Annotated in this window: 18 protein-coding genes and 3 pseudogenes; 6 read left to right on the top strand and 15 right to left on the bottom strand. The window is 59.1% G+C overall.

Translation table 11 applies throughout. The features are described 5' to 3' along the window. Nucleotides 1–75: 75 nt before the first annotated feature. Genes AC07UC_RS34105 through AC07UC_RS34090 form a run of 4 tightly spaced genes read right to left on the bottom strand, consistent with a single transcriptional unit; the run spans nt 76 to nt 4311 of the window. Nucleotides 76–849 (bottom strand): 3-ketoacyl-ACP reductase, encoded by a 774-nt coding sequence (locus AC07UC_RS34105; RefSeq protein ID WP_494909139.1) that lies wholly within the window; start codon nt 847–849, stop codon nt 76–78. Further along, nucleotides 846–1862: an ABC transporter permease gene (locus AC07UC_RS34100; protein WP_494909138.1), complete on the bottom strand. Its 1017-nt coding sequence runs from the start codon at nt 1860–1862 to the stop codon at nt 846–848. The genes AC07UC_RS34105 and AC07UC_RS34100 overlap by 4 nt, the downstream gene beginning before the upstream one ends. 17 nt (nt 1863–1879) lie before the next feature. Continuing rightward, on the bottom strand, nt 1880–3358 hold the full coding sequence (locus tag AC07UC_RS34095) for a sugar ABC transporter ATP-binding protein (RefSeq protein WP_494909137.1): 1479 nt from the start codon (nt 3356–3358) through the stop codon (nt 1880–1882). A 50-nt stretch (nt 3359–3408) separates the two neighbouring features. Beyond that, nucleotides 3409–4311, bottom strand: a complete 903-nt coding sequence (locus AC07UC_RS34090; RefSeq protein ID WP_494909136.1) for a sugar ABC transporter substrate-binding protein — start codon at nt 4309–4311, stop codon at nt 3409–3411. Nucleotides 4312–4529: 218 nt separating this feature from the next. Between AC07UC_RS34090 and AC07UC_RS34085 the strand changes: the two genes are divergently transcribed. Beyond that, nucleotides 4530–6176: a GMC family oxidoreductase gene (locus tag AC07UC_RS34085; protein ID WP_494909135.1), complete on the top strand. Its 1647-nt coding sequence runs from the start codon at nt 4530–4532 to the stop codon at nt 6174–6176. A 45-nt stretch (nt 6177–6221) separates the two neighbouring features. Here the strand turns inward: AC07UC_RS34085 and AC07UC_RS34080 are convergent, their stop codons facing one another. The 4 genes from AC07UC_RS34080 to AC07UC_RS34065 all read right to left on the bottom strand — a co-directional run bounded on the left by AC07UC_RS34080 (nt 6222) and on the right by AC07UC_RS34065 (nt 10194). After that, entirely contained in the window at nt 6222–7385 is a 1164-nt protein-coding gene (locus AC07UC_RS34080) for a dihydrodipicolinate synthase family protein (RefSeq protein ID WP_494909134.1), read from the bottom strand. 92 nt (nt 7386–7477) lie between these two features. Then, nucleotides 7478–8128 carry a TetR/AcrR family transcriptional regulator gene (locus tag AC07UC_RS34075; RefSeq protein WP_494909133.1) on the bottom strand — a complete coding sequence of 217 codons (651 nt, stop codon included), beginning with the start codon at nt 8126–8128 and terminating at the stop codon, nt 7478–7480. A gap of 71 nt (nt 8129–8199) precedes the next feature. Beyond that, on the bottom strand, nt 8200–8631 hold the full coding sequence (locus tag AC07UC_RS34070) for a MaoC/PaaZ C-terminal domain-containing protein (RefSeq protein WP_494909132.1): 432 nt from the start codon (nt 8629–8631) through the stop codon (nt 8200–8202). A 9-nt stretch (nt 8632–8640) separates the two neighbouring features. Beyond that, a complete protein-coding gene (locus AC07UC_RS34065) occupies nt 8641–10194 on the bottom strand; it encodes an acyl CoA:acetate/3-ketoacid CoA transferase (RefSeq protein ID WP_494909131.1) in 1554 nt (517 codons plus the stop codon). Between the two features lie 139 nt (nt 10195–10333). Here AC07UC_RS34065 and AC07UC_RS34060 point away from each other — a divergent pair, with 139 nt between their 5' ends. From AC07UC_RS34060 to AC07UC_RS34050, 3 genes and pseudogenes are all read left to right on the top strand, one after another. Then, complete coding sequence (locus AC07UC_RS34060; RefSeq protein WP_494909130.1) at nt 10334–11824, top strand: aldehyde dehydrogenase family protein; 1491 nt, start codon at nt 10334–10336, stop codon at nt 11822–11824. 86 nt (nt 11825–11910) lie between these two features. Beyond that, nucleotides 11911–12194: pseudogene (locus tag AC07UC_RS34055) on the top strand (Tn3 family transposase); the annotation flags it as partial. A gap of 90 nt (nt 12195–12284) precedes the next feature. Next, nucleotides 12285–12398, top strand: a pseudogene (locus AC07UC_RS34050) (IS1595 family transposase); the annotation flags it as partial. A gap of 146 nt (nt 12399–12544) precedes the next feature. On the opposite strand, the pseudogene AC07UC_RS34045 reads toward AC07UC_RS34050, so the two are convergent. Together AC07UC_RS34045 and AC07UC_RS34040 are read right to left on the bottom strand one after the other, a co-directional pair. After that, nucleotides 12545–13189: pseudogene (locus AC07UC_RS34045) on the bottom strand (ABC transporter ATP-binding protein); the annotation flags it as partial. Beyond that, nucleotides 13190–13984 (bottom strand): hypothetical protein, encoded by a 795-nt coding sequence (locus AC07UC_RS34040; RefSeq protein ID WP_494909129.1) that lies wholly within the window; start codon nt 13982–13984, stop codon nt 13190–13192. Nucleotides 13985–14304: 320 nt separating this feature from the next. Between AC07UC_RS34040 and AC07UC_RS34035 the strand changes: the two genes are divergently transcribed. Continuing rightward, entirely contained in the window at nt 14305–15432 is a 1128-nt protein-coding gene (locus AC07UC_RS34035) for a GlxA family transcriptional regulator (RefSeq protein WP_494909479.1), read from the top strand. Here the strand turns inward: AC07UC_RS34035 and AC07UC_RS34030 are convergent. From AC07UC_RS34030 to AC07UC_RS34010, 5 genes are all read right to left on the bottom strand, one after another. Next, on the bottom strand, nt 15358–16086 hold the full coding sequence (locus AC07UC_RS34030; protein WP_494909128.1) for a proline racemase family protein: 729 nt from the start codon (nt 16084–16086) through the stop codon (nt 15358–15360). The two genes, AC07UC_RS34035 and AC07UC_RS34030, sit on opposite strands and share 75 nt — an antisense overlap. Nucleotides 16087–16199: 113 nt before the next feature. Beyond that, the gene (locus tag AC07UC_RS34025) at nt 16200–16397 is read right to left on the bottom strand and encodes a proline racemase family protein (RefSeq protein WP_494909127.1); all 198 of its coding nucleotides are present in this window, start codon (nt 16395–16397) and stop codon (nt 16200–16202) included. A gap of 102 nt (nt 16398–16499) precedes the next feature. Beyond that, nucleotides 16500–17552 carry a quaternary amine ABC transporter ATP-binding protein gene (locus AC07UC_RS34020; RefSeq protein WP_494909126.1) on the bottom strand — a complete coding sequence of 351 codons (1053 nt, stop codon included), beginning with the start codon at nt 17550–17552 and terminating at the stop codon, nt 16500–16502. Next, entirely contained in the window at nt 17545–18432 is an 888-nt protein-coding gene (locus tag AC07UC_RS34015) for an ABC transporter permease (protein WP_494909125.1), read from the bottom strand. Before AC07UC_RS34015 ends, AC07UC_RS34020 begins: the two co-directional genes overlap by 8 nt. Nucleotides 18433–18594: 162 nt before the next feature. Then, complete coding sequence (locus AC07UC_RS34010) at nt 18595–19590, bottom strand: glycine betaine ABC transporter substrate-binding protein (RefSeq protein ID WP_494909124.1); 996 nt, start codon at nt 19588–19590, stop codon at nt 18595–18597. A 456-nt stretch (nt 19591–20046) separates the two neighbouring features. Between AC07UC_RS34010 and AC07UC_RS34005 the strand changes: the two genes are divergently transcribed. After that, nucleotides 20047–20940: a LysR substrate-binding domain-containing protein gene (locus AC07UC_RS34005; RefSeq protein WP_494909123.1), complete on the top strand. Its 894-nt coding sequence runs from the start codon at nt 20047–20049 to the stop codon at nt 20938–20940. The last annotated feature ends 33 nt before the right edge of the window (nt 20941–20973 follow it).

Genomic DNA, 20973 nt, shown 5'->3' with positions numbered 1-20973 from the left:
ATAACCTCCAAGATTAGCGTTGAACCTGATTTGCGACTTCGAGGGAATCTGTACCCGTTAAATCGTCACTACGGCCTAAAGTCTCGCGAGGGAGAGGCCTCCGTCGGCATTCACAATCGATCCAGTCGCGAAAGCAAATTCACCGCCGACTAGCGCGCGCACAATGCGGGCGACGTCCTCAGCCTCGCCCCATCTTCTGACCGGAACCAGACCATTTTCGATCAGCGTGTCATAACGTGAGGCGACGCCCGCCGTCATGGGTGTCCGAATGATGCCGGGACGAACCTCGTAGACACCTATGCCATGCGGCGCGAGCCGCGTCGCAAATAGGTTCACGAGCATCGGCAGGGCAGCTTTAGAGAGGCAATATTCGCCGCGTTCAGTCGATGCCATTGTCGTGCTAACCGAAGAGATCACGACAATCGAACGCACCGGGCCGTCCATGGCCTTTGCTTCGAGCATGCGGCGCGCGACGCTCTGGGTCAGGAAGAACGTGCCACGCAGATTGACCGCGAGCGCATCGTCGAACGAGCCCGTCGAGATCGCCAGCAGGTCGCCCCGCACCCTGGCTGGTATGCCGGCATTGTTGACCAGCACGTCCGTGGAGCCGAGCTCGGCCTCGAACGCATCGAGAACAGCTTCGTGGCGGTCCGTCGCGGCGAGATCGCCCGCGATGACATGCACCGCGGCGGCACCAGCAGCGCGCAGGCTCGCGATCAGTTGCTGCTCGTCACCCACGTCACGGTCGAGGACCCCGATCCGAAACCCGGCGCGGGCCAGTTCTAGACCTATCGCCAGACCGATGCCGCCGCAGCCGCCGGTGACGAGAGCCGTGCGCGAAAGGCTCATGGCTGGGCCGTGCTCGCCGAGGCGCTGACGCGCGCCTCCATCATGGCGGCGGCCTGCGCACGCTGCGCCGAGCGCGCGCCGAGCCGACTGTTGTACTGGTCAAGCCCGACGGCGGTCATAAGCACGGCGCCCTTGATCACCAGTTGCCAATAGTCCTGCACGTTCAGAAGGATCATGCCGTTGCCGAGGATACCGATGATGAAGATACCGAAGATCACTCCGCTGAAGCGACCCTCGCCGCCGGAGATACTGATCCCGCCGAGGACGACGGCGGTGATGACATCCATCTCGAAGCCGGTGGCCACGTTCGGCTGCGCCGAGTTCAACCTTGAGAGCATGATCAGGCCAGCCAGGCCCGTGAACAGTCCCGCCAGCACATAGGTCCACACCAGCGTCTTGCCGACCGAAATGCCCGAAAGGCGCGCAGCCTCGGCATTGCCGCCGATGGCGTAGAGACGGCGTCCATAGCGAGTACGGTTGAGCACGATCCAGCCAAGCAGCAGCACCGCGAACATGATGATCACCGGCACCGGCACCGGACCGGCCATTCCGCGCCCGAGATAGCTGAAGGCTGGGGGAAAGCCGAAAATCGGCAGGCCGCCCGTGGTGATGTAGGCGAAGCCGCGGACCGCGGTCAAAGTCGCCAGCGTGGCAATCAGCGGCGGGATGGCAAAAACCGCGACCGCGAGACCGTTCACCAGGCCGACGACGCCACCGACAAGAATGGCCAATGCACTTGCCGAATAGATATCAAGGCCAAGCGTCGTCATGGCAACGGCCGCGACAACCCCGACAAGGGCGAGCGTCGAGCCAACCGAGAGATCGATGCCGCCAGTCAGGACCACCATGGTCATGCCGACGGCCGCTATTCCGAGCATCGCGACCTGGCGCAGGACATTGGTGATGTTTTGCTGCGTCAGGAACGCGTCGGTGGTCAACGTGAAGACGACGAACAGCACGACAAGCACGATCGCCATACCGTAGCGCGAAGCGAATTTGCGGAATGCCCTCATGGTGATCTCCGAGCGGTCTAGGAAGAGGCGAGTTCGAGGATGCGGCCCTGGCTGAATTCGGCCGCGGCGAGTTCCCCTGCGATCCTGCCGCGTGACATCACCAGGATGCGATCGGAAATGCCCATCAGTTCCGGCATCTCCGAGGAGATCATCAGGATCGAGACCCCTTGCTTCGTGAGTTCGCGCATGAGCCGATAAATCTCCTGCTTGGCGCCGACGTCGATGCCGCGCGTCGGCTCGTCAAATATCAGTATGCGTGCTTCTGTCTCGAGCCACTTGCCCAGCACAACTTTCTGCTGATTGCCGCCACTGAGCAGACGTACCTTTTGGTCGATGCTTGGCGTCTTTATCGCGAGCTTCTCGATCTGCCGGCTGGCGGCCTTCTGCTCCTGGGCAGGGCTTAGAAATCCGAGTGCTCCGAATTTGGACAATGCTGCCAGCGTGGAATTGTCGCTGACACTCATCGAAAGGAGTAGCCCCTGCTGCTTTCGGTCTTCCGGGATGAGGGCAATCCCGTGTCTTGTCGCATCGCGCGGCGATCCAATCTTGACCAGCTTGCCGTTGACCAGGACCTGACCGGCGGAAATATAATCCGCCCCGAAAATGGCACGAGCAACTTCGGTGCGGCCAGCGCCGACAAGACCGGATATTCCGAGGATCTCACCCTTCCTGAGCTGGAAGGATATATCGCGAAAGCGCCCTCCCGAGAGACCGCGGACTTCGAGTACCGTCTCGCCTTGCGCGTGGCCGCCACTCGGATAGGTCTCCGACAGGGACCGACCGACCATCATCGAGATCAGGTCGGCACGTGTCGCTTTCGCCGTCTCCAGCGCGCCGACATAGGCGCCGTCGCGAAGGACGGTGACGTTGTCGGTCAGTTCAAAAATCTCTTCGAGGCGATGCGAGATATAGATGATGGTGATGCCTTGCGCGCGCAGTCGGGCAATCAGCAGCTTGAGCTGGTCCACCTCGCGGTTGGAGAGCGGCGCGGTCGGCTCGTCCATGACCAGCAGCTTGACCTTTCGGGACACCGACTTGGCGATCTCGACCATCTGCTGGTAAGCGACGGTCAGTTCGCGAACCTGTGTGTCCGGATCGATATCGATGCCCAGTTCGTCGAACAGGGCTCTGGTACGCTTGCGCATCTGCGCATCACGCGTCAGCGGCCCGGACACCAGTTCGTTGCCGAGGAATACGTTCTCGGACACCGACATGAAGGGGATCAGGTTGAATTCCTGATAGATAACGCCGATACCCAGCGCCATCGCCTGCGAGGGTGAAAAGCCGCTGTAGGTCTGACCATCAAACCGGATGGTCCCGCCATCCGGTTTGATGGCGCCGGCAAGCACCTTGATGAGGGTGGATTTGCCGGCACCGTTTTCGCCCATCAAGCCATGAATTTCGCCGCGTCGCACACTCAACGTGACGCCGCTCAGGGCATTGACACCCGGATAGGTTTTCCGGATGTCGTGCATGTCGAGGATCGTATCGTTCATGACTTTTTTGGCTCTGCCCGGACGTACCGTAGCCGACCGTAGCTAGAAGGTCACTTGCCGGTGTATGCCTTGACGGCGATCACCTGACGGTACTCGACCTTTTTGCCGCCAATGAGGTCAATCGCGATGTCGACGTCCTGCTTCCCGTTCTCGAAGGGAACATTGTCGACACTGGCACGAAACGCTGTCTTGGCATCGATCTTGGCGCGCGCCTCCGGAGTGGCATCGATGCCGCCGACGAAGAAGTTGGTGGTGTCGATGCCCGAGGATTCCAGGGCGGCAAGAGCGCCGAGCGCGCTGGCGTCGTTGATGGAGACGATGACCGACAGATCGGGGTGAGCCTGCAGGACCGACTCGGTGACGGTGAGGGCCTCGGCGGTGTTTGGCGCGGGCTGGTCGGAAACGAACTCCGCATTGGGCGCAAGCTCGGAGATGCCGGCCTTGATACCGTCCTTGCGCGCGATCATCTGCGGAATCCGGTCGTTGTTAAGCGTCAACACCTTGGCTTTGCCACCAAGCTTCTCGGCGATCCACTTGCCAGCCTCTTTGCCTATGACGTAGCCCATGTCACGCTCTTCGGCAGATGCCCACACGTCAGCAACAGGCGTCTCGATGGATTGCGCGATGATCTTGATGCCGGCCTTGCGAGCCGCCTCGAGCGGGCCTTGCGTGGATGCAGGATCGATGGCGGAGACGATGATCGCCTGGCAGCCCGCTGTCGCGAAATTCTCAAGCGCGCCGACCTGCTTGTTGGTGTCATTGGCGGGATCGGCGACCGTCACCGTCGCGCCGACCTCCGTGGCCCGTTCCTTGACGCCATTGACGAGGTTGACCCAATAAGGATTGGTCAGATCCCAGGTCGTGATGCAAATCTTCTCATTGGCGGCTTGCGCGGTGCCGGCGGTCAGCATCGCAACGCTTGCTGCCAACACTGTACGATTGAAAATGTTCATTGATGTTCCTCCCGTTGAACCGGTGCTCTTCACACCGAAAGATCCCTTTAAGCGGCAGTCCCTGGGCGTTCCAAAGCAGGTTCACCCGATCCTTCTTCAAAACCTTCGAACGACGCTTGGCGCGTGCCTCCGATCTGATATAAGTAAAAGGCTTGTTCACTTAATGGGTTGCCGTCCTGAGTGTCAAGACGGATATTCGCGAGGTTGAGGAGCACCGCATGTACGACTACATCATCGTCGGCGCCGGTCCGGCGGGCTGCGTTCTAGCGGCACGGTTGACTGAGGATCCGAGTGTTCGCGTCCTGCTTGTCGAGGCGGGCAAGGCGGATCGCCATCCCTACATTCATATGCCGGCCGGCTTTGCGAAACTGACCGGCGCAATGGCCAACTGGGGCTGGTCGACCGTTCCGCAAAAACACGTCAACGACAAAGCCTACTGGTATCCGCAGGGTCGCGTGCTCGGCGGCGGCTCATCGATCAACGCCATGGTCTATATGCGCGGCAATGCCTGGGATTACGACAACTGGGCCCAAGCGCTCGGCTGTGAAGGATGGGCCTATCGCGATGTCCTGCCCTACTTCAAGCGCGCCGAAGATAATGAGATGCTGGTGGATGCCTTTCATTCCAGCGGTGGCCCCCTCGGAGTGTCGGATCCGATCAGCCCACTGCCGATTTCCCGCACCTTCATCCGCGCAGCGCAGGAGGCCGGCATCCCCTACAACCGCGATTTCAACGGCGATCACCAGCACGGGGTTGGCTTCTATCAAACCACAACGCGCAACGCGCGCCGCAGCTCGGCCGCCGTCGCCTACCTACGTCCAGCTATGGCGCGGCCCAACCTCACCGTCTGGACCGATGCGCAGACGCTGCGCCTGAACATCGAAGCCGGACGCGTGACGGGCATCGACGTGGTGCGTAAGGGCCAGACGCGGCCTGAAACGGTCAGCTGCGGTCGCGAGGTGCTTTTGACTTCCGGCGCGATCGGCTCACCCAGGCTCTTACTGATGTCGGGCATTGGCGATGCGCCGGAACTGATGGCGCTCGGCATCGATGTGAAGCACCACCTGCCGGGCGTGGGCAAGAATTTTCACGACCACTTCGACCTGTATGTGGTGTCTGAACTGACCGGTGATTTCAGCTATGACAAGCACAATCGCATCGACAAGTCGCTGATGGCGGGCCTGCAATATCTGCTGTTCAAGAATGGGCCGGTGTCTTCAAATCTCTGCGAGGCTGGTGGATTCTGGTTCACCGACGAAAAGTCGGCCGCCCCAGACATCCAGTTTCATTTCATGCTGGGCTCGGGCATCAACGACGCCGAGACAAAGCTGTCCAACTGCGGCGTCACGCTCAACACAGCGCATATGCGGCCTCGCTCGCGCGGCACGGTGCGTCTGGCAAGTGCTGATCCGAAAGTGGCACCACTGATCGACCCCAATTTTTGGAGCGACCCGTATGACAGGCAGATGTCGCTTGCGGGTCTACGTGTAGCACGCGAGATCATGCGCCAGGATGCTTTCAAGCCCTTCGTCAGCGCCGAGCGCCTGCCGGGGAGCTCTCTGGTATCTGACGACGAAATCGTCGCGCAGGCGCGCCGCTACTCCAAGACCGATTACCATCCGGTCGGAAGTTGCCGCATGGGGCGTGACGACATGGCGGTTGTCGATCCCGGCACTCTCAAGGCCCATGGTCTGGAAGGTCTGCGCATCTGCGACAGCTCGATCATGCCGCAAGTCGTATCTTCGAACACCAATGCGCCGACGATCATGATCGCGGAGAAGGCTGCCGACATCATTGCCGGCAAACCAGCCTACGTGCATCCGCCGGTCGCCGATGATCGGTCGCGGTGGGCCGGCGCACGATGAAGTGGCCGGCGGCGGCCTGACCGTCCGCGTTCCCTCAGCTCGAGCTCAGGCCGCGAGGCCTTTCACGCCGAGAAACTGCGTCATCCGGAATGCCGCCAGATCGGGATCTCGAAATAGGTGCGCCCGATCGGCGAGTTCGAACAGCCTTGCATAATGCATGCTGGACCGTGCCGACTCCATGCCGCTGAGCAGTGAGAAATGATCTTGGTGGCCGTTGAGCCAAGCCAGGAAAACCACACCGGCCTTATAGTACTGGGTTGGCGCCTCAAAGATGTGTCGCGCAAGTTCGAGGGTGGGATCCAGGATCTCGCGAAACAGCACCGTGTCACCCTTGCCGAGTGCGACCAGAGCTGCGGCCGCGCAGGGCGCTATCGGGTCGAAGATGCCAAGCAGGGCGTGTGAGTGTCCGTCCGCGTCTCCTGCAATCAATTCGGGATAGTTGAAATCGTCGCCAGTGAACATAGCAACCCCTTCAGGCAGCCGATTTCTCATCCTGATTTCGTGATCGGCGTCCAGAAGTGATACCTTGATGCCCTCGATCTTGTCGGCGTGCGCAGCGATGAGATCGATGACGAAGCCGGTTGCACGCTCTTTATCGTCGAAGCCCCAGTAGGTTTTCAGACGCGGATCGAAAGCCTCGCCAAGCCAATGAAGGACGACCTTCCCGCTGGACTGCTCAATCAGGCGCCGATAGACGAATGCATAGTCATCAGGCCCTTTTGCCACTGCCGCCAGTGCCGGACTTGCCATCAGGACGGATATGGCGCCCAGGCCTTCAACGAAGGCGAGTTGCTCCTCGTAGGCGCCAACAATGCCGTCGACCGAATGTGGCGGCTCCACGAGGTTATCTGTACCGACACCACAAGCCAAAGCCGCTCCCTCGATCGAACGAGCTTCTCCCGCGGAGCGCGTCATGATTTCTCTGGCACCGGTCCAGTCGAGGCCCATGCCGCGCTGAGCGGTGTCCATGACCTCGGCGACCCCAAAGCCAAGGGACCAGAGATGACGGCGGAAAGCCAAGGTCCGGTCCATGTCTATGGTCGACCCGTTCCAGGGCGATGCGCGTGACAGCGGATCGCTCACCACATGCGCGGCGGCATAGGCGACCCGGCCGAACGGTTCACCGTTTACCTCCGGATAAGAGCTCGCCTGGCTGATCTCGTGACGTTTGTGCCCGCCCTCGAGCGTAGGCAGAAAAATGGTCGCCATCTACCGCTGTCTCTCCATCCAAATGAGTAACAGTTTTATTACTTACGGATTGAGAATGCAATCGGATAGGACCGCAAATCCCTGGCTGGAAGCTACCAGGTCAGCGAGAAAAGAATGAAGTCGGCCACGTGTTTGCGACGCTCGACAATGTACGCATCGGTGGCGATCGATGGGTCGAAAATGGCCGAAAGAGTGTGTCTGTTGGCAAGGCCAAAGTAGCAAACTCCAGCGATGTCGATGTAGAACTGCACGGTGTCCAACCTGCGACGGAACACACCCTCGGCAACGCCGCGATCGATCAACCGGTCGAGGGTTTGCACCAATGGCCGTTGCATGGTCCTTAGATCGGGCGATTGCGACACGAAGCGCCCGCCGTTAAGGTTTTCCTGGCTTAGCAGAGCCATGAACGACGGGTTGGCAACATAATAGTCGAAGGTGAATTCGACCAGCCGGCGTATACCTTGCTCAGGGCCCAGCGCTTCGAGATTGAGGCTCTGCTCCGCATCGCGTATCTGCTGATAAGCAAACTCCAGCGTGGCCGCGTACAAACTCTCCTTGCTGTCAAAGTAGTGGTAGAGCATGCGATGCGAGAGATTGGCATCTCTGATGATATCCACAACGCGCGCACCACCCAGTCCGTACTGAGCGAAGTGCTTCATGCCGGCCTCGAGAATTCGCTGCCGGCTCTCGGCGGGATTGCGTCGTTTCGGCTCAGCTTCCGCGGTCCCAGTTATCGCTGCCAACGTCCGTCTCCCAGGCCAACCTGTCACTCAAACCTCAGGATCGCCGGTCCGGTGTCAAGACGCGGCAGACATCATGCGGCGACCCATTTGAGAATATGGCTCGCAACCACCGCCAGCGTGCCGTCGGCCTTCCTGATCTCGATGTCCGCATTCGACCGTCGCTTGTCAAGGTCGACATCGACGATGCGGTACGTGACGGTGATCGTGTCGCCAATGCGAACACCTGATAGAAACCGGATGCGATCGTAGCCAAGCGAAACCGGCGTTTCAGGCGAATTGGCGCGCGTGGCGTTGCAGGCCATGGTCGAGCACGCGGACATGTAGCCGACAAGCAGTGCGCCGTGGGCGATACGGCCCCCGTAAGGCGTCTTCTTCATCGCTTCCTCATCGACATGGTTGGGCGACAGATCCCCAGTGATGCCGGCGAACAGGTAGACGTCGGATTCCGACACGGTTTTAGAGAATTTGAACTCATCGCCAACGGCAACATAGAATTCCGACATCAGATTCTCCTAATTTGTTTCGCTAGCGAGCGCGGCGAAAAGCGCTGGATCCATAAGACCTGGATTGTCGATGACAGGCACGAAATCCATGTGGTCCAGGATATCGCTCTGCAGGTCCATGCCAGGCGCGATTTCCGTCAGTACCACGCCCCGCTCGCTAAGCGCGAACACGGCCCGTTCCGTGATGTAGGTAACTTTCTGGCCGCGGCGAACCGCCTCTCGGCCGGAAAACGTGATGCCGGACACGCGGTCGACCAGCTTTGCGATCTGGCCGTGCGCATGGATCTCCAGGCGGCCATTGGCCGTGGAAAGCCTCAACCCCTTGGCCGCGAAGCTGCCGCAGAACACGACGTTCCGCGCCCCTTGCGAAATATCTATGAAGCCGCCTGGGCCGCTCATGCGCCCAGCGATATGGGACACGTTGACGTTCCCGTGGCGATCCATTTCGGCCATGCCGAGGAAGGTCTGCGCCAATCCGCCGCCCGAATAGAAATCAAACTGGGACGCCGAGGACACGATGGCCATCGGGTTCGAAGCGATACCGAAAAGGTCTCCCGTCATCAGGACGCCGTTGTGCAGGCCCTGCTCGACGGTGATCCAGTGCTTACCGGCGTCTTTGCCTTGCGCCATCAGGTAGGCGACGTCCGCCGACATGCCGAAGCCGAAATTCAGCGAGCCGCCCTCGACGAGTTCCGACAGCGCACGATGCGCGACAATGCGCCGGATCGTATCCGAAAAGTCCGGCGGGGTGACCGCCGCGCGTTCTTCCGAAAGCCCGGCCAGACTGAGATTGTAGGGCCCGAAATAGGTCTGCGTTTGATCGGGCGTGACAACCACGGCGTCGATCAGCGTTCCGGGAATGGAGACTTCCCGCGGCCGAAACGAACCTCTCGGCCTAATCTCGCGGACCTGTGCGATGACCCGACCACCGCTGTTGCGCGCTGCAAGAGCTACGTTGAAGGCGTCGAGATCGGCCGGCTCCTCGATGGCGCTGATATTTCCGTCCTCGTCCGCGAAGGTGCCGCGCACCAGTCCCACGTCGACCTTGAACGGGAGATAGCGCAGGTACTCCTGGCCGTCGATTCTCATGAGCTCGACGACATCCTCCACGCTGCGCGTGTTACAACGGCCGCCGCCATGGCGCGGATCGACGAAAGTACCGAGCCCGATTTTCGTGATCAGCCCAGGACGGCCGGCGCCGATCTCGCGCAAGAGATGCACGATGGCGCCGCTCGGCAGACAGTAGCCTTCAATGTCGCCGTTGCGCGCCATGTCAAGCATCTTGGGCGACCAAGTCCAGTGGCCGCCGATCACCCGCTTCGTCATGCCCTCATGGGCGAAGCGGTTGGTTCCCTTGCGGCTCCTGTCTCCGATGCCGAGCGCATGCACCAGGGTCAGCCCCTTTGGCCGGCCGGATTCGAGAAAGGACTTCTCGAACCCCGCCAGAAGTTCGTCGGGCTCCAAAAGGCCGCCGCCGGATCCGGTGGTGGCGATCACCGCTCCGTCGCGGATTTCTTTAAGGAGCTGGACGAGGCCAGCCTGATCCAGTTGAAAAACGGACATCTCGAATCCCCGAAATCGCGAATGGCAGCGGCCTCCCGAACGCTTGCACTTTCGAGCAACTGGCCTTAAGTAATAATTCTGTTCATTTATCGATCGGTGGGCAAGCAGTCAACGCCCGCGTCTAATTTCGGAGTTCCATATGACCGCCCGCCCCAGCCTCCCGCCTGCTCCTCGCAAGCTGAAGAATCTGATCGGGGGAAGCTGGAGCGACAGCGATGGCGGTGAAATCGTTCGCCTTAGCCCCGCCCATGGCGTGCCCGTCTCGATCGTGCCGGCAGGTACCGCGGCGGATGTCGACCGGGCAGTCAACGCGGCACGACGTCGGTTCGATGCAGGCGGCTGGGCCGATCTTTCGGCGGTAAACCGTGCGGCAATCCTTCGCAAGGCCGCCGATCTGATCATCCAGCAGAAGGACGAGCTTGCGCTGATCGAAACGCTCGAAAGCGGAAAGCCCCTGTGGCAATCGGCCAACGAGATCATAGGCGCCGCCGACCTCTGGTACTATGCAGCAGGGCAGGCGCAGGCGCTGCATGGCGAAACATTTAACAATTTCGGCCATGATTCGCTGGGGCTCGTGCTGCGCGAACCCGTTGGCGTCGTCGGCCTGATCACGCCCTGGAATTTCCCGTTCTTCATTCTTGCCGAACGCTTGCCGTTCATTCTTGCGGCCGGCTGCACGGTTATCGTCAAGCCGAGTGAGCACACCTCGTCGACGACCCTGATGATGGGCAAGATCCTGGAACAGGCTGGCTTGCCTGAAGGCGTGGTGAATATCGTCACAGGCTATGGCGATCCTGTCGGCCAGTCGATCGTCAACCACATGGATATCGACATGGTTTCTTTCACCGGGTCGACCCGTGTCGGCCGCTCGACCGTCATCGCCTCGGCATCCAACATCAAGAAGGTGAGCCTGGAACTGGGCGGCAAAAATCCGGTCATCGTCACAGCCGACGCCGATCTCGACAAGGCCGCCGACGGTATCGTCTACGGCGTGCTGCACAATGCCGGCCAGTGCTGCGTTTCCGGCAGCAGGCTGATCGTCCATGAAAGCATCGAGAAGCCGCTGACTGATTGTTTGCTCCCACTGATGGCGAAGGTGCGGGTCGGCGATCCGCTGACGCCGGAGACACGGGTTGGAGCAATCGTCAACGAGGCGCAGATGAAACGTATTCTCAGCCTTGTCGAACAGGGCAGGGCGCAGGGCGCGGAGTTGATGACTGGCGGACTGCGCATCGAGCCGCAGGCAGGCTATTTCGTCGCGCCGACGCTGCTGAGCGGGGTGACGCAGGACATGACGATTGCCAAGGAAGAAGTGTTTGGACCGGTGCTGGCCATGTCGTCCTTCAAGTCGACCGAAGAAGCGATCAGGATGGCCAACGACACGGAGTACGGCCTGTCCGCGACAATCTGGTCGACTGATCTGCGTAGGAGCATGGAGCTGATGCGCGGAGTTCGCGCCGGTCGCGTGTGGATCAATACGACGATCACGGGTGGACCCGAGATGCCGATCGGCGGTTACAAACAATCCGGATTAGGGCGCGAAACCGGCCTGTCTGGCGTGGCGGAATATACAGAGGTCAAATCCGTGATCGTCGACCTGGGTGCCCGTGAGCCTTGGGTGATTGGCTGATTTGTACTCCGTCGCACGAACCGGTAACCGCCGAACTGCTCGATCGGGTTCAAATCCGGCGAGCATTTCGGCAGGAGTAGAAGTCAGACGCGCCACGAAATGTCTCTGCCATGCTAGCCGACATCTTGGCCGATGCAACCAATCTCGGTCCGAAGCGGATCGGCTGCGCATCCGAGGGCATCAGCGCCCATCAGATCGGCTGGATGCGCGCCTTCCATGCCCGATCAGAAACCTATCGCGCCGCTCAGGCCTGCATCACCAACGCTCATGCCCGTCGTCCGCATTCCCGCCTATGGGGGTAATGGGACGACCGCGTCGTCCGATGGACAGTCCTTCCAGAGTGGCAAAGCGCGGAGACGTCAATCTGCACTAGGTGTGTAGTCCCTGAGGGTGATGGTGCATCATCGAGCCTGAGTCGTCAGGATGAGGATGCTCTATGGCAAGTGTTCTTCACGGCAGCGCCCGCGTGCCGCCGGCGCTGCAGCTGCCGAACGTCTTTCGCGCAGCGATCGGACGTCAGATACAACGAAGTCCGGATGGCGGTATCATCATCAAATCAGCCGTCGCTGTTTTTTGGTTGACAAAGGCCCCGTTGTTTAGCGGACTTTCAACGCGAGGTCCTCATCTGGCGTGGACATGGAATGCCAAGCACGCACCGCTGAGCTCATCGATCACCGTCAGCATGCGGAAAGCCTTCCGTCATGGGTGCGATCGGCTGTTTTAATTGGCGTCGGTTTGATTGTTGCGCCGGCTCGCAACCGGAATGACGTTTCCGGTGGCGTCGAAAACATGAATGTCGCGCCGCGCCGTGAAATCGACGCTCTGCGAGCGCGCAATGGAACTCTCCCCATCCACCTTGACCAAGAACTTCTCGCTGACGCCGGGTAGATCCACATAGAGGATCTGCACCTCGCCGAGGTGCTCGACGAGATCGACTGTTCCGGTAAATGCCGGCTCGGCCCCTTTTCCCTCGGCGATCCGCAGGTTTTCCGGGCGGATGCCGATGCTGACGGCCTCACCTTTCGAAAGCCTGCCGGGTTCCGCCGCCAGATCGAGGGTGACGCCGCAATCGAGCCGGCAACGCGCCGACGTCCCGGTGCGGTCGACGACCTTTCCCTTCAGGATGTTCATCGCCGGCGAGCCGATGAACTGGGCGACGAAGAGGTTCGCCGGCTTCCGGTATAGTTCGGTCGGCGTGCCCAGTTGCTCGATGCCACCGTCCTTGAACACGACGATCCGGTCCGCCAGCGTCATCGCCTCGACTTGGTCGTGGGTGACGTAGATCATTGTCACGTCGGGCATGCTCCGCTTCAGCTTGGCAATCTCGATGCGGGTGGCGACGCGCAGTGAGGCATCGAGGTTGGATCACTGGCTAGGGGGCATGCCAGCGGATGCGAGGCGTTTGAGCGCTTCCGGCACGCTGACCCCACGATAGCTTTCCCGGGTGCCCTCGCCGATCACGAGATCTCGCCTCCTGGCTTTGGCGATCTCCCTGTCGGCATCGGTGACGTCGGTTTCTCGCTCCGTTATCCAGTGCAGGAAGGCATCGTCTGCCTCTTTGACAGGACGGCCGGTAGCGGTCGATATGCGGTTCTTGGACAATTCGGAAAGCGGACGCAGGGTCTGGGTCGGATTGTACTCTGTACGCTTGTTCAATCCCGTGATCTTCACATCGCCGTTAGGAACCCGGCCAGAGGCATCGTACACGAAAGCGGATGCGATCCTATCGAACGCAGCATCTTCCTCTTTCGGTCGGTGAACGACGTCGCGCATCTTCCTGTTCGGTACCGCCAGTCGAGTTATTCCGCGATCGTTGATTGCATCCAGAACCTCACGATGATCCAAGGTCTCCAGGATAACTTCGCGGCGGGCGGGCCAGAAATCGTAGTGTGCATGAGCACCCAAGCCGCGTCCTATGTGGAAGGCGTAGATTTCAGGATAGACGGTCAGGTTGGTCCTGCGAGAGGCCTTCGCGTCGTAATACGCGCACATGGCGGCCTGCAGCAGATGCGTCGCGCCTAGGCCGCCGAATGCCTCGTCTATCACAAGACCGAAACGATCCAGCGGGTTCCAATCGGGAAACAGTTCATCGATCGAGGAACGCCTTTCAGCGATTTCAATTTCGAAGAGCTCTGACTTGAGCAGCGCCATCACGTGCATGATCTAGTCTCACAGTTCTGAACCGATCCGGTGACAGCACTCGCTGTGACTCGATGGCTCTACCGTTCGTGACAAAATCACAGCTCGCCCACCGTATGCCATACGGAAAAAATTTGTGCCGTCATAAATTCAGTTGAACTGCGTTCCACGGTGTTCCACTCTGGAGAGACCGAACGCGCCGTTTGATGAAGCCTTCGCGCCCGCGCGCATCATATTCGGCAGTCGCGTATCTGCTATCAAATCAATCTATACGTAGATGAGTTTTTTCAGGCTACGCGGAGAGCCTATCGTTTCGTAGGTTCCTGTGGTGTCGATTTGTTCTGCGCAGCAATAGCGGACAGACATCCGGGTGGGAGCAGAGCATTAAACCGCAGACAGCGTCCGAGCAGATCTCGATCGTCTTCTATCTAATGCCGGAGTTCGATCTGCTGGCATACTCGTCAGCGACCGGCATGCTGCATCGAGCTAATCGAGTCCTCGGCTACGAGGCATATTCATGGCGCATCGCCTCAGCGTCCGGGGAACCCTTGGAAGCCGCATGCGGCACCCAAGTCAACTCGCAAACATCTCTTATTGCTGAGCGCAAGGAGCTGCTCATGGGCACCCGCCCCTCGATGATTGTCATATGTGCAGGAGATCACGCCGAGACGCACAGTTCGCGAGGTCTCGAAGCCTGGGTCAGGGAATGTCGGCACCATCGAGTTATGTTGGGAGCCTTGGGTACGGGGACGATCATCCTTGCGAATGCCGGCGTTCTAAAGGACAAGGCCTGCGCCGTTCATTGGCAGTCCCGGCCTGCTTTCAGTGAGCGTTTCATGGACGTGGAAGTCCTGCCTTCGATCTATGCGGTAGATGAGACCTTCTGGACCTGCTCCGGGAGTACGGCTTCTCTCGACATGATGCTGCATCTGGTCGGAAGAGATTTTGGACCGGCAGTCGTGTCTCAGATTTGCGAGCACGCGATGATCGAACGCGTGAGAGGCCCGAACGAAGCGCAAAGGATACCCTTCGTTAAGGGCGGGCGCCTGTCCAATCCTACAGTCGTCAAACTGGTACAGGAGATGGAGCGGACAGCTGACGACCCGATTCCTATGAACATGCTGGCGAAGTTGATCGGCCGCTCGCGCCGCCACATGGAGAGGCTTTTCCAAAGAGAGATAGGCTGCTCGCCGAGCAGATATTATCTCCTACTCCGGTTGGAACGTGCAAAGTTGCTGCTGGTTCAGTCCAACATACCCATCGTTGACATCGCGATAGGCAGCGGGTTCGTCTCCGCCTCTCACTTCTCTAAGCGCTTTCGCGATGTTTATGGTCTGGCACCTCAGGAACACCGTAAAGCGAAGACGGACGACAATCGGCCCGCCCGCCACCACTCACATCAGCAGTGCCTGAAGCCCTTCACCGGGAGTGAACGGATCGTTGAAGTCGACCACGAATTCCGAACGTGACGTGATCCAGCCCGTTCCCGTACGGCGACTCGGACACCCCGATGACCATGATGTTCCGACTCCTTCATGATCTCGACATCCAGCGTGGAATCGAAGATCGAAGCCGTCTGAAGCCTGGCTCCGACGTTCAGCTTCCCTTGAATGAAGAGCTGGACAGTAGCGGCCGTGGACGGCACCCCCCGCGGGGGACCGGTACACGCTGTTGGGAGGATATTCGCAACAGCACACCTTGCGCTGGTATCCGTTCCCCGCATCGCCATCGAGTGGACCTGCGAAGATGACGAAAGACAGCGGACCTTCGTCGCCGAAGACGGGATGAGCAGGGTGCGAGACCTTGCGGGCGAGCGGAACGAAAGCTTTGGCGAAGCGGACCAATTCTTCTTCGTCCTCTTTCACCATGGAGAAGCCGAGCTTCGATGCGTCCACAACCGGGTAGAAGGCACCGGTCCAAAGCATGTCGAATGTAACCTCTCCCCAACCGGGCACGTCGACTACACGACCTTTCTCAGCCATGAAGGAAGGAGACCCTGCTGAATAGGTGACAGCCATCACCTTGCCGTCCCGGCATTCCGCCAGCGTCCGGATAGGGCCGCCGGGAGCCTCCAGGGTCACTTCACGTAGGCCGTCCTTCATTGGAATGCGTCCGGTGCTCATCGTGTTCGTACCGGAAATCAACGGGAACCCATCAACTCCATGATGATGAACCCTGCACCGGCATCAGGATGGGCGCTTGGAACTACCAGATCGGCAAATGGAGACGGATGCCCTCACCGCGGCTCGGTCAGCAGGATTTTTCTCAACCAGTCGCCGTTGGCCCTTAGATATTGCATCTGTTCGACGACGGAGCTACCGGGTAGCGGTTTGACACCGCAGACAACGATACGGTGCAGGTCTCCACCAACGTGCACGTCGACAACTTCGATAGTCGGATTGCGCAACGATACGGTCTGCGGCTGGCTGTCCATTGGTAGCTCCCGAGCGAGTGATCTAGTTCTGTGTGAGGTTGGATGCCCTACCCGGAAGTCGAATATCGGCTTGTCTTAAGGGTGAGAACGCTGCCCGAACTGCTACCTGTCGGGTGCCTGTTCGCCCGACGCTGAGAGTGCGGCTGTGATTTGCCGAAGAGAGATTTCACCCAACAGCTTTCCATCAGAACCAGCCACTACAGCGGTATCCTGATCGGAACTCGCCAAGTCCTTGGCAGCTTCCTCGAGGGTCGTGCCTGGCGCGAGGCGGACGAGCGATTTTGGCTCAGGCGAGGAAAGCGGGTTCATGATGGCTTCGACCTTCAGGAACCGTGCGCGGTTCACGTCTTTCACGAACCGCCGGATATAGTCGTCGGCGGGCCGCAGAAGGATGTCCTGACTGTCGCCCTGCTGGACGATCAATCCATCCCTGAGGATTACGATGCGGTCACCTAACCTCAGGGCTTCGTCCAGATCGTGTGTGATGAAGACGATCGTCTTGTTCAGCTCGATTTGCAGTTCGAGCAGCATCGTCTGCATGTCCGTGCGGATCAGCGGATCCAATGCCGAATAGGCTTCGTCCATGAGAAGAATGGATGCATCGTTGCTGAGCGCTCTTGCCAGTCCTACACGTTGTTGCATCCCACCGGACAGCTCGTGCGGGTAGCGCTGTTCGAAGCCCTTCAGTCCGACGCGCTCGATCCACCGCATTGCGATGTCGCGGGCCTTCGACCTCTCGAAGCCTCGGACCTCCAATCCAAAGGTTACGTTGTCGATCACGGTGCGATGCGGCAGCAATCCAAATCGCTGGAATACCATCGCGGTCTTGTTGCGGCGGAACTCGCGCAAATCGAGTTCTTTCATGCCCAGAACGTCCTGATCATCGATGATGATCGAACCCGCAGTTGGCTCGATCAGACGGTTGATGTGCCGGATCAGCGTCGACTTGCCGGAACCAGACAACCCCATGATCACCTGGATCTTGCCAGCGGGCATCGCAATGTTGATGTCGTTCAGGCCGAGAATGCGGCCATGCTTATCGGCAAGCTCCGACTTCGACATCCCGTTTCGGACGGCTTGGATATACCGTTCAGGTGCCGGGCCGAATATCTTGCAGAGATCGCGGATCTCGATCGATGCACCGCTACTATTCATGCGCGGAACCTCGGTGTTTTTGCAAGCGCTGGCCATAGGCCTGGCTTATCCGGTCGAAGATGATGGCAATGCCCACGATGGCGAAGCCATTGAAGATTCCCTGGGTGAAATACTGGTTCGCGATCGCCTGCAGGACGTTGAGGCCCAGACCCTGAACGCCGATCATGGAAGCGATTACGACCATGCCGAGAGCCATCATGATGGTCTGGTTGATCCCAGCCATGATGGTCGGAAGCGCGAGTGGCAGTTGCACCTTAAAAAGCTTCTGTTGCCGAGAGCATCCATAGGCATCAGCCGCTTCCAACACTTCCTTGTCGACCAGACGGATACCGAGGTCGGTGAGCCTGATGATAGGAGGAATCGCATATATGACGACCGCTATGAAGCCGGGTACACGGCCGATGCCGAGCAGCATCACCACCGGGATCAGATACACGAATGGAGGCATGGTCTGCATGATGTCGAGTATCGTCTGCATGACCCCGCCGACACGACGGAAGCGGTTCAGGATTATCCCGAGCGGGATACCGATCGCGATGGCGAATATCGTGGCCGTGAATACCAGGGAGATCGTCCTCATCGCGTCCTGCCAAAGCCCTAACAGACCGATGGCGATCAGAACGCCGATGACCGATAGAACCACCGAGCGGCTTCGAGCGCACAGCCATGCTATGGTTGCGAGCACGATGATGACGATGGGCCAGGGCGCTCCGGTAGCCACGTTCTCGAAGAAGATGAGAATGCGCTGTAGCGGATAGAAACTGTTTTCGATCGCCGCCCCATATGCACGCGTGAATGTTCTCAACGACCCGTCAATGAAGCGTTTCACGGCCAACAACAGGCCAGGATCGAGTTGAGGAAACTTAAAGAGCCAGTCCATTCAGCAATTCCAGTACAATTTCAAACAGCGTCAACGCAGCATAAACACGGCGACCCGGACAGGCCGCCGTGCCGTAAAGTGTGATCGTAGTCGCAACCGGTAGGCAGGTGCGCAGGATGCGACTGCCGCGAAACCAGATGGATCCACGACGGCCAGCGGTTTTCAGTTCGCGGCGGCTTTTACCTTTTCTGCGACATCTGCAGACACCCACTTCGTCCAGACCTCAGGCATGTTCTTGATGAACCACTTGGCGCCGTCCTCGCCGTTTGCCTGATTGTCGGTCATCCAGAGCATGATCTTGCCGACTTCAGCCTGGGTCCAGCTCCGTTTGGCGAAATACTCTTTTGCTTCAGCGACGTCGTCGCGCTTCATGAACGCTGCGGTTGCGACCGTCACCTCTTCCGCAGGTACCCAGTAATTCACCTTCGGATCGGGGCAATCCTGCTTGGAAGTGCAACGGGCCCATTCTGCGTCGTCGTGAGGACCCTGCAGCATCAACATGGGATACTTCACAAGAAGCGATGTCGGCGCCCAGTATCCGGCTATGAAACCCTGCTTCTGTTCATATGCCTTTGTGATGACGCCATCCAGAGCCGCACCCGATCCGGTGGGGACCAATACGAACCCCTTTTTGTCCGCTTCAAGAGCTTTGAACAACTGACCCGTCACGACCGTAAGGCCCCAACCCTGCGGTCCCTGGATGATCCATCCCTTGGAGGGATCTTCTGGTGATGGGAAGAGTTCGGGGTGCTTCATCGCATCGTCGACGGTCTTTATGTCCGGGTGGGCGTCGGCAACGTATTTGGGAATAAACCAGCCCGAGGTGGAACCGTCGCTGATCGCGAGGCCGATTTTGGTGACACGGCCTTCGGAAGCTCCCTTGGTATATAGGTCGCCGACGACAGACGGTGACACGGCCGGAGAGACGTCGGGCTGACCTTTCTCGATCATTGAAGTGAGAGTTGGAACCGTATCGCCAGCCACCACCGAAACGTTGCAGCCATAGCCGTTGTTGAGAATGAACTGATCGACATAGGTGTTCACTTCAGCTGATTGCCAATTGAAGGCTGACAGCGTGATGTCACCGCATGCCGCGTGGGCAGCGCCGCCACTCATCAGAGCGCCAAAAGCGGCAAATGAAAGCAAATACCTTCTCATTAAGTTCTCCCATCACTATGACATTGTTGATCGTTGGTTCTTGTCACCCGGATTGGATAAGCGGGGTAGAACATGTCGTCAAACATTGGAAAGGGCCTGTTTTTATCGCAGTGGGCTCCACCGTAGCCTCGCGCTGGCGCTTGAAGAAGTACCTAAACTGGCTCCGGCAGCCCTGGAATTCGCGATAAGCTGCTATTATCGCTGCAGAAATCAGAACTCGCGTTGCGTGACGCTAGTAGAGGAAAATAAGTCAGGATTTCGAGCGAGAGGAACTGTCATTGAATGGTTCTATGGCGAAGCACTAACTTTTCGCATCCGGCTCAGCGGCTTTTCCACGGGCTAAGGAGTAAGGTTCGCCTATCTTGAGCCTCCAGGGAGCGGAGAGGGCCATTTTGCCATTCAAAGTGAAATGTCCCGAGTAAGCGGTCTTGACCAAATGCCCATCGGTGAAAATGTATGACCCGCAGATTCTATGGCTTGCCTGCACTTACGACGCTCGCCGTCTTCGAAGCCGCGAGCAGGCACCAGAGTTTCACGATCGCGGCACGTGAACTGAATGTCACTCCGGGTGCAGTAAGCCGCCAGATCAAACAGCTGGAAACCGAACTCGGCTCGCAGGTATTCGTGCGGCGGTCAACTGGAGTACATCATACCCCAGTCGGGGCCGACCTGTTCGTTGCGATCTCTTCTGCCTTCGCCAAATGCTCCGAGGCAATCACCGCGGCCAAGGCGGGACGAAAGGACGAGAGCATTACTCTCGCATGTACGGATTCGTTCGCCACCTTGTGGCTCACGCCACGTATGGCCGACTTCTGGCAACGGTATCCTGACATCTCGGTCCACCATCTCATATCTGACAACATGCGAGACTTCCGCAGATCCGAGGTCGATCTGCGCGTACGATGCGGCAAGGGTGTTTGGGCGAATGAAACCGCCGAACTGTTATCACGTGAAGAAATGTATCCGGTTTGCGGAATAGACTTTGCAGCGCGACACGCAGGAATACAGGAAACCGAACTCTCATCTCTTCCTCTGTTGGACATGGATTGGACCGACCCCGAGTGGCCCAGTTGGGATGATTTTTTTCGCAGTGCAGGCATTGCCAACCCGTGGATGCAGCGTCGGCGGTTCGGAAAGTATCCGCTCCTAATGGCCGCCGCGGAATGCAATCAGGGTCTCGCCTTGGGTTGGGATCTCATGGTCAGGCCCCTGATCGAGTCCGGACGCCTCGTGCGATTGACCGGTCTGACCGTCCCGGCGCCGATCGAGTACTACGTCACATGGAACAGCAACCGGACGTTGCCGAGCCGCGTCAGGACCTTGAAGGACTGGATACTTTTGGCTGCCTGACGGCGACCACGCGTTGAGTTCGTCTCACACCCC

It is taken from the genome of Mesorhizobium sp. GW821-FHT04C10 (assembly GCF_059420305.1).
This window is presented reverse-complemented; position numbering and strand designations above follow the sequence as displayed.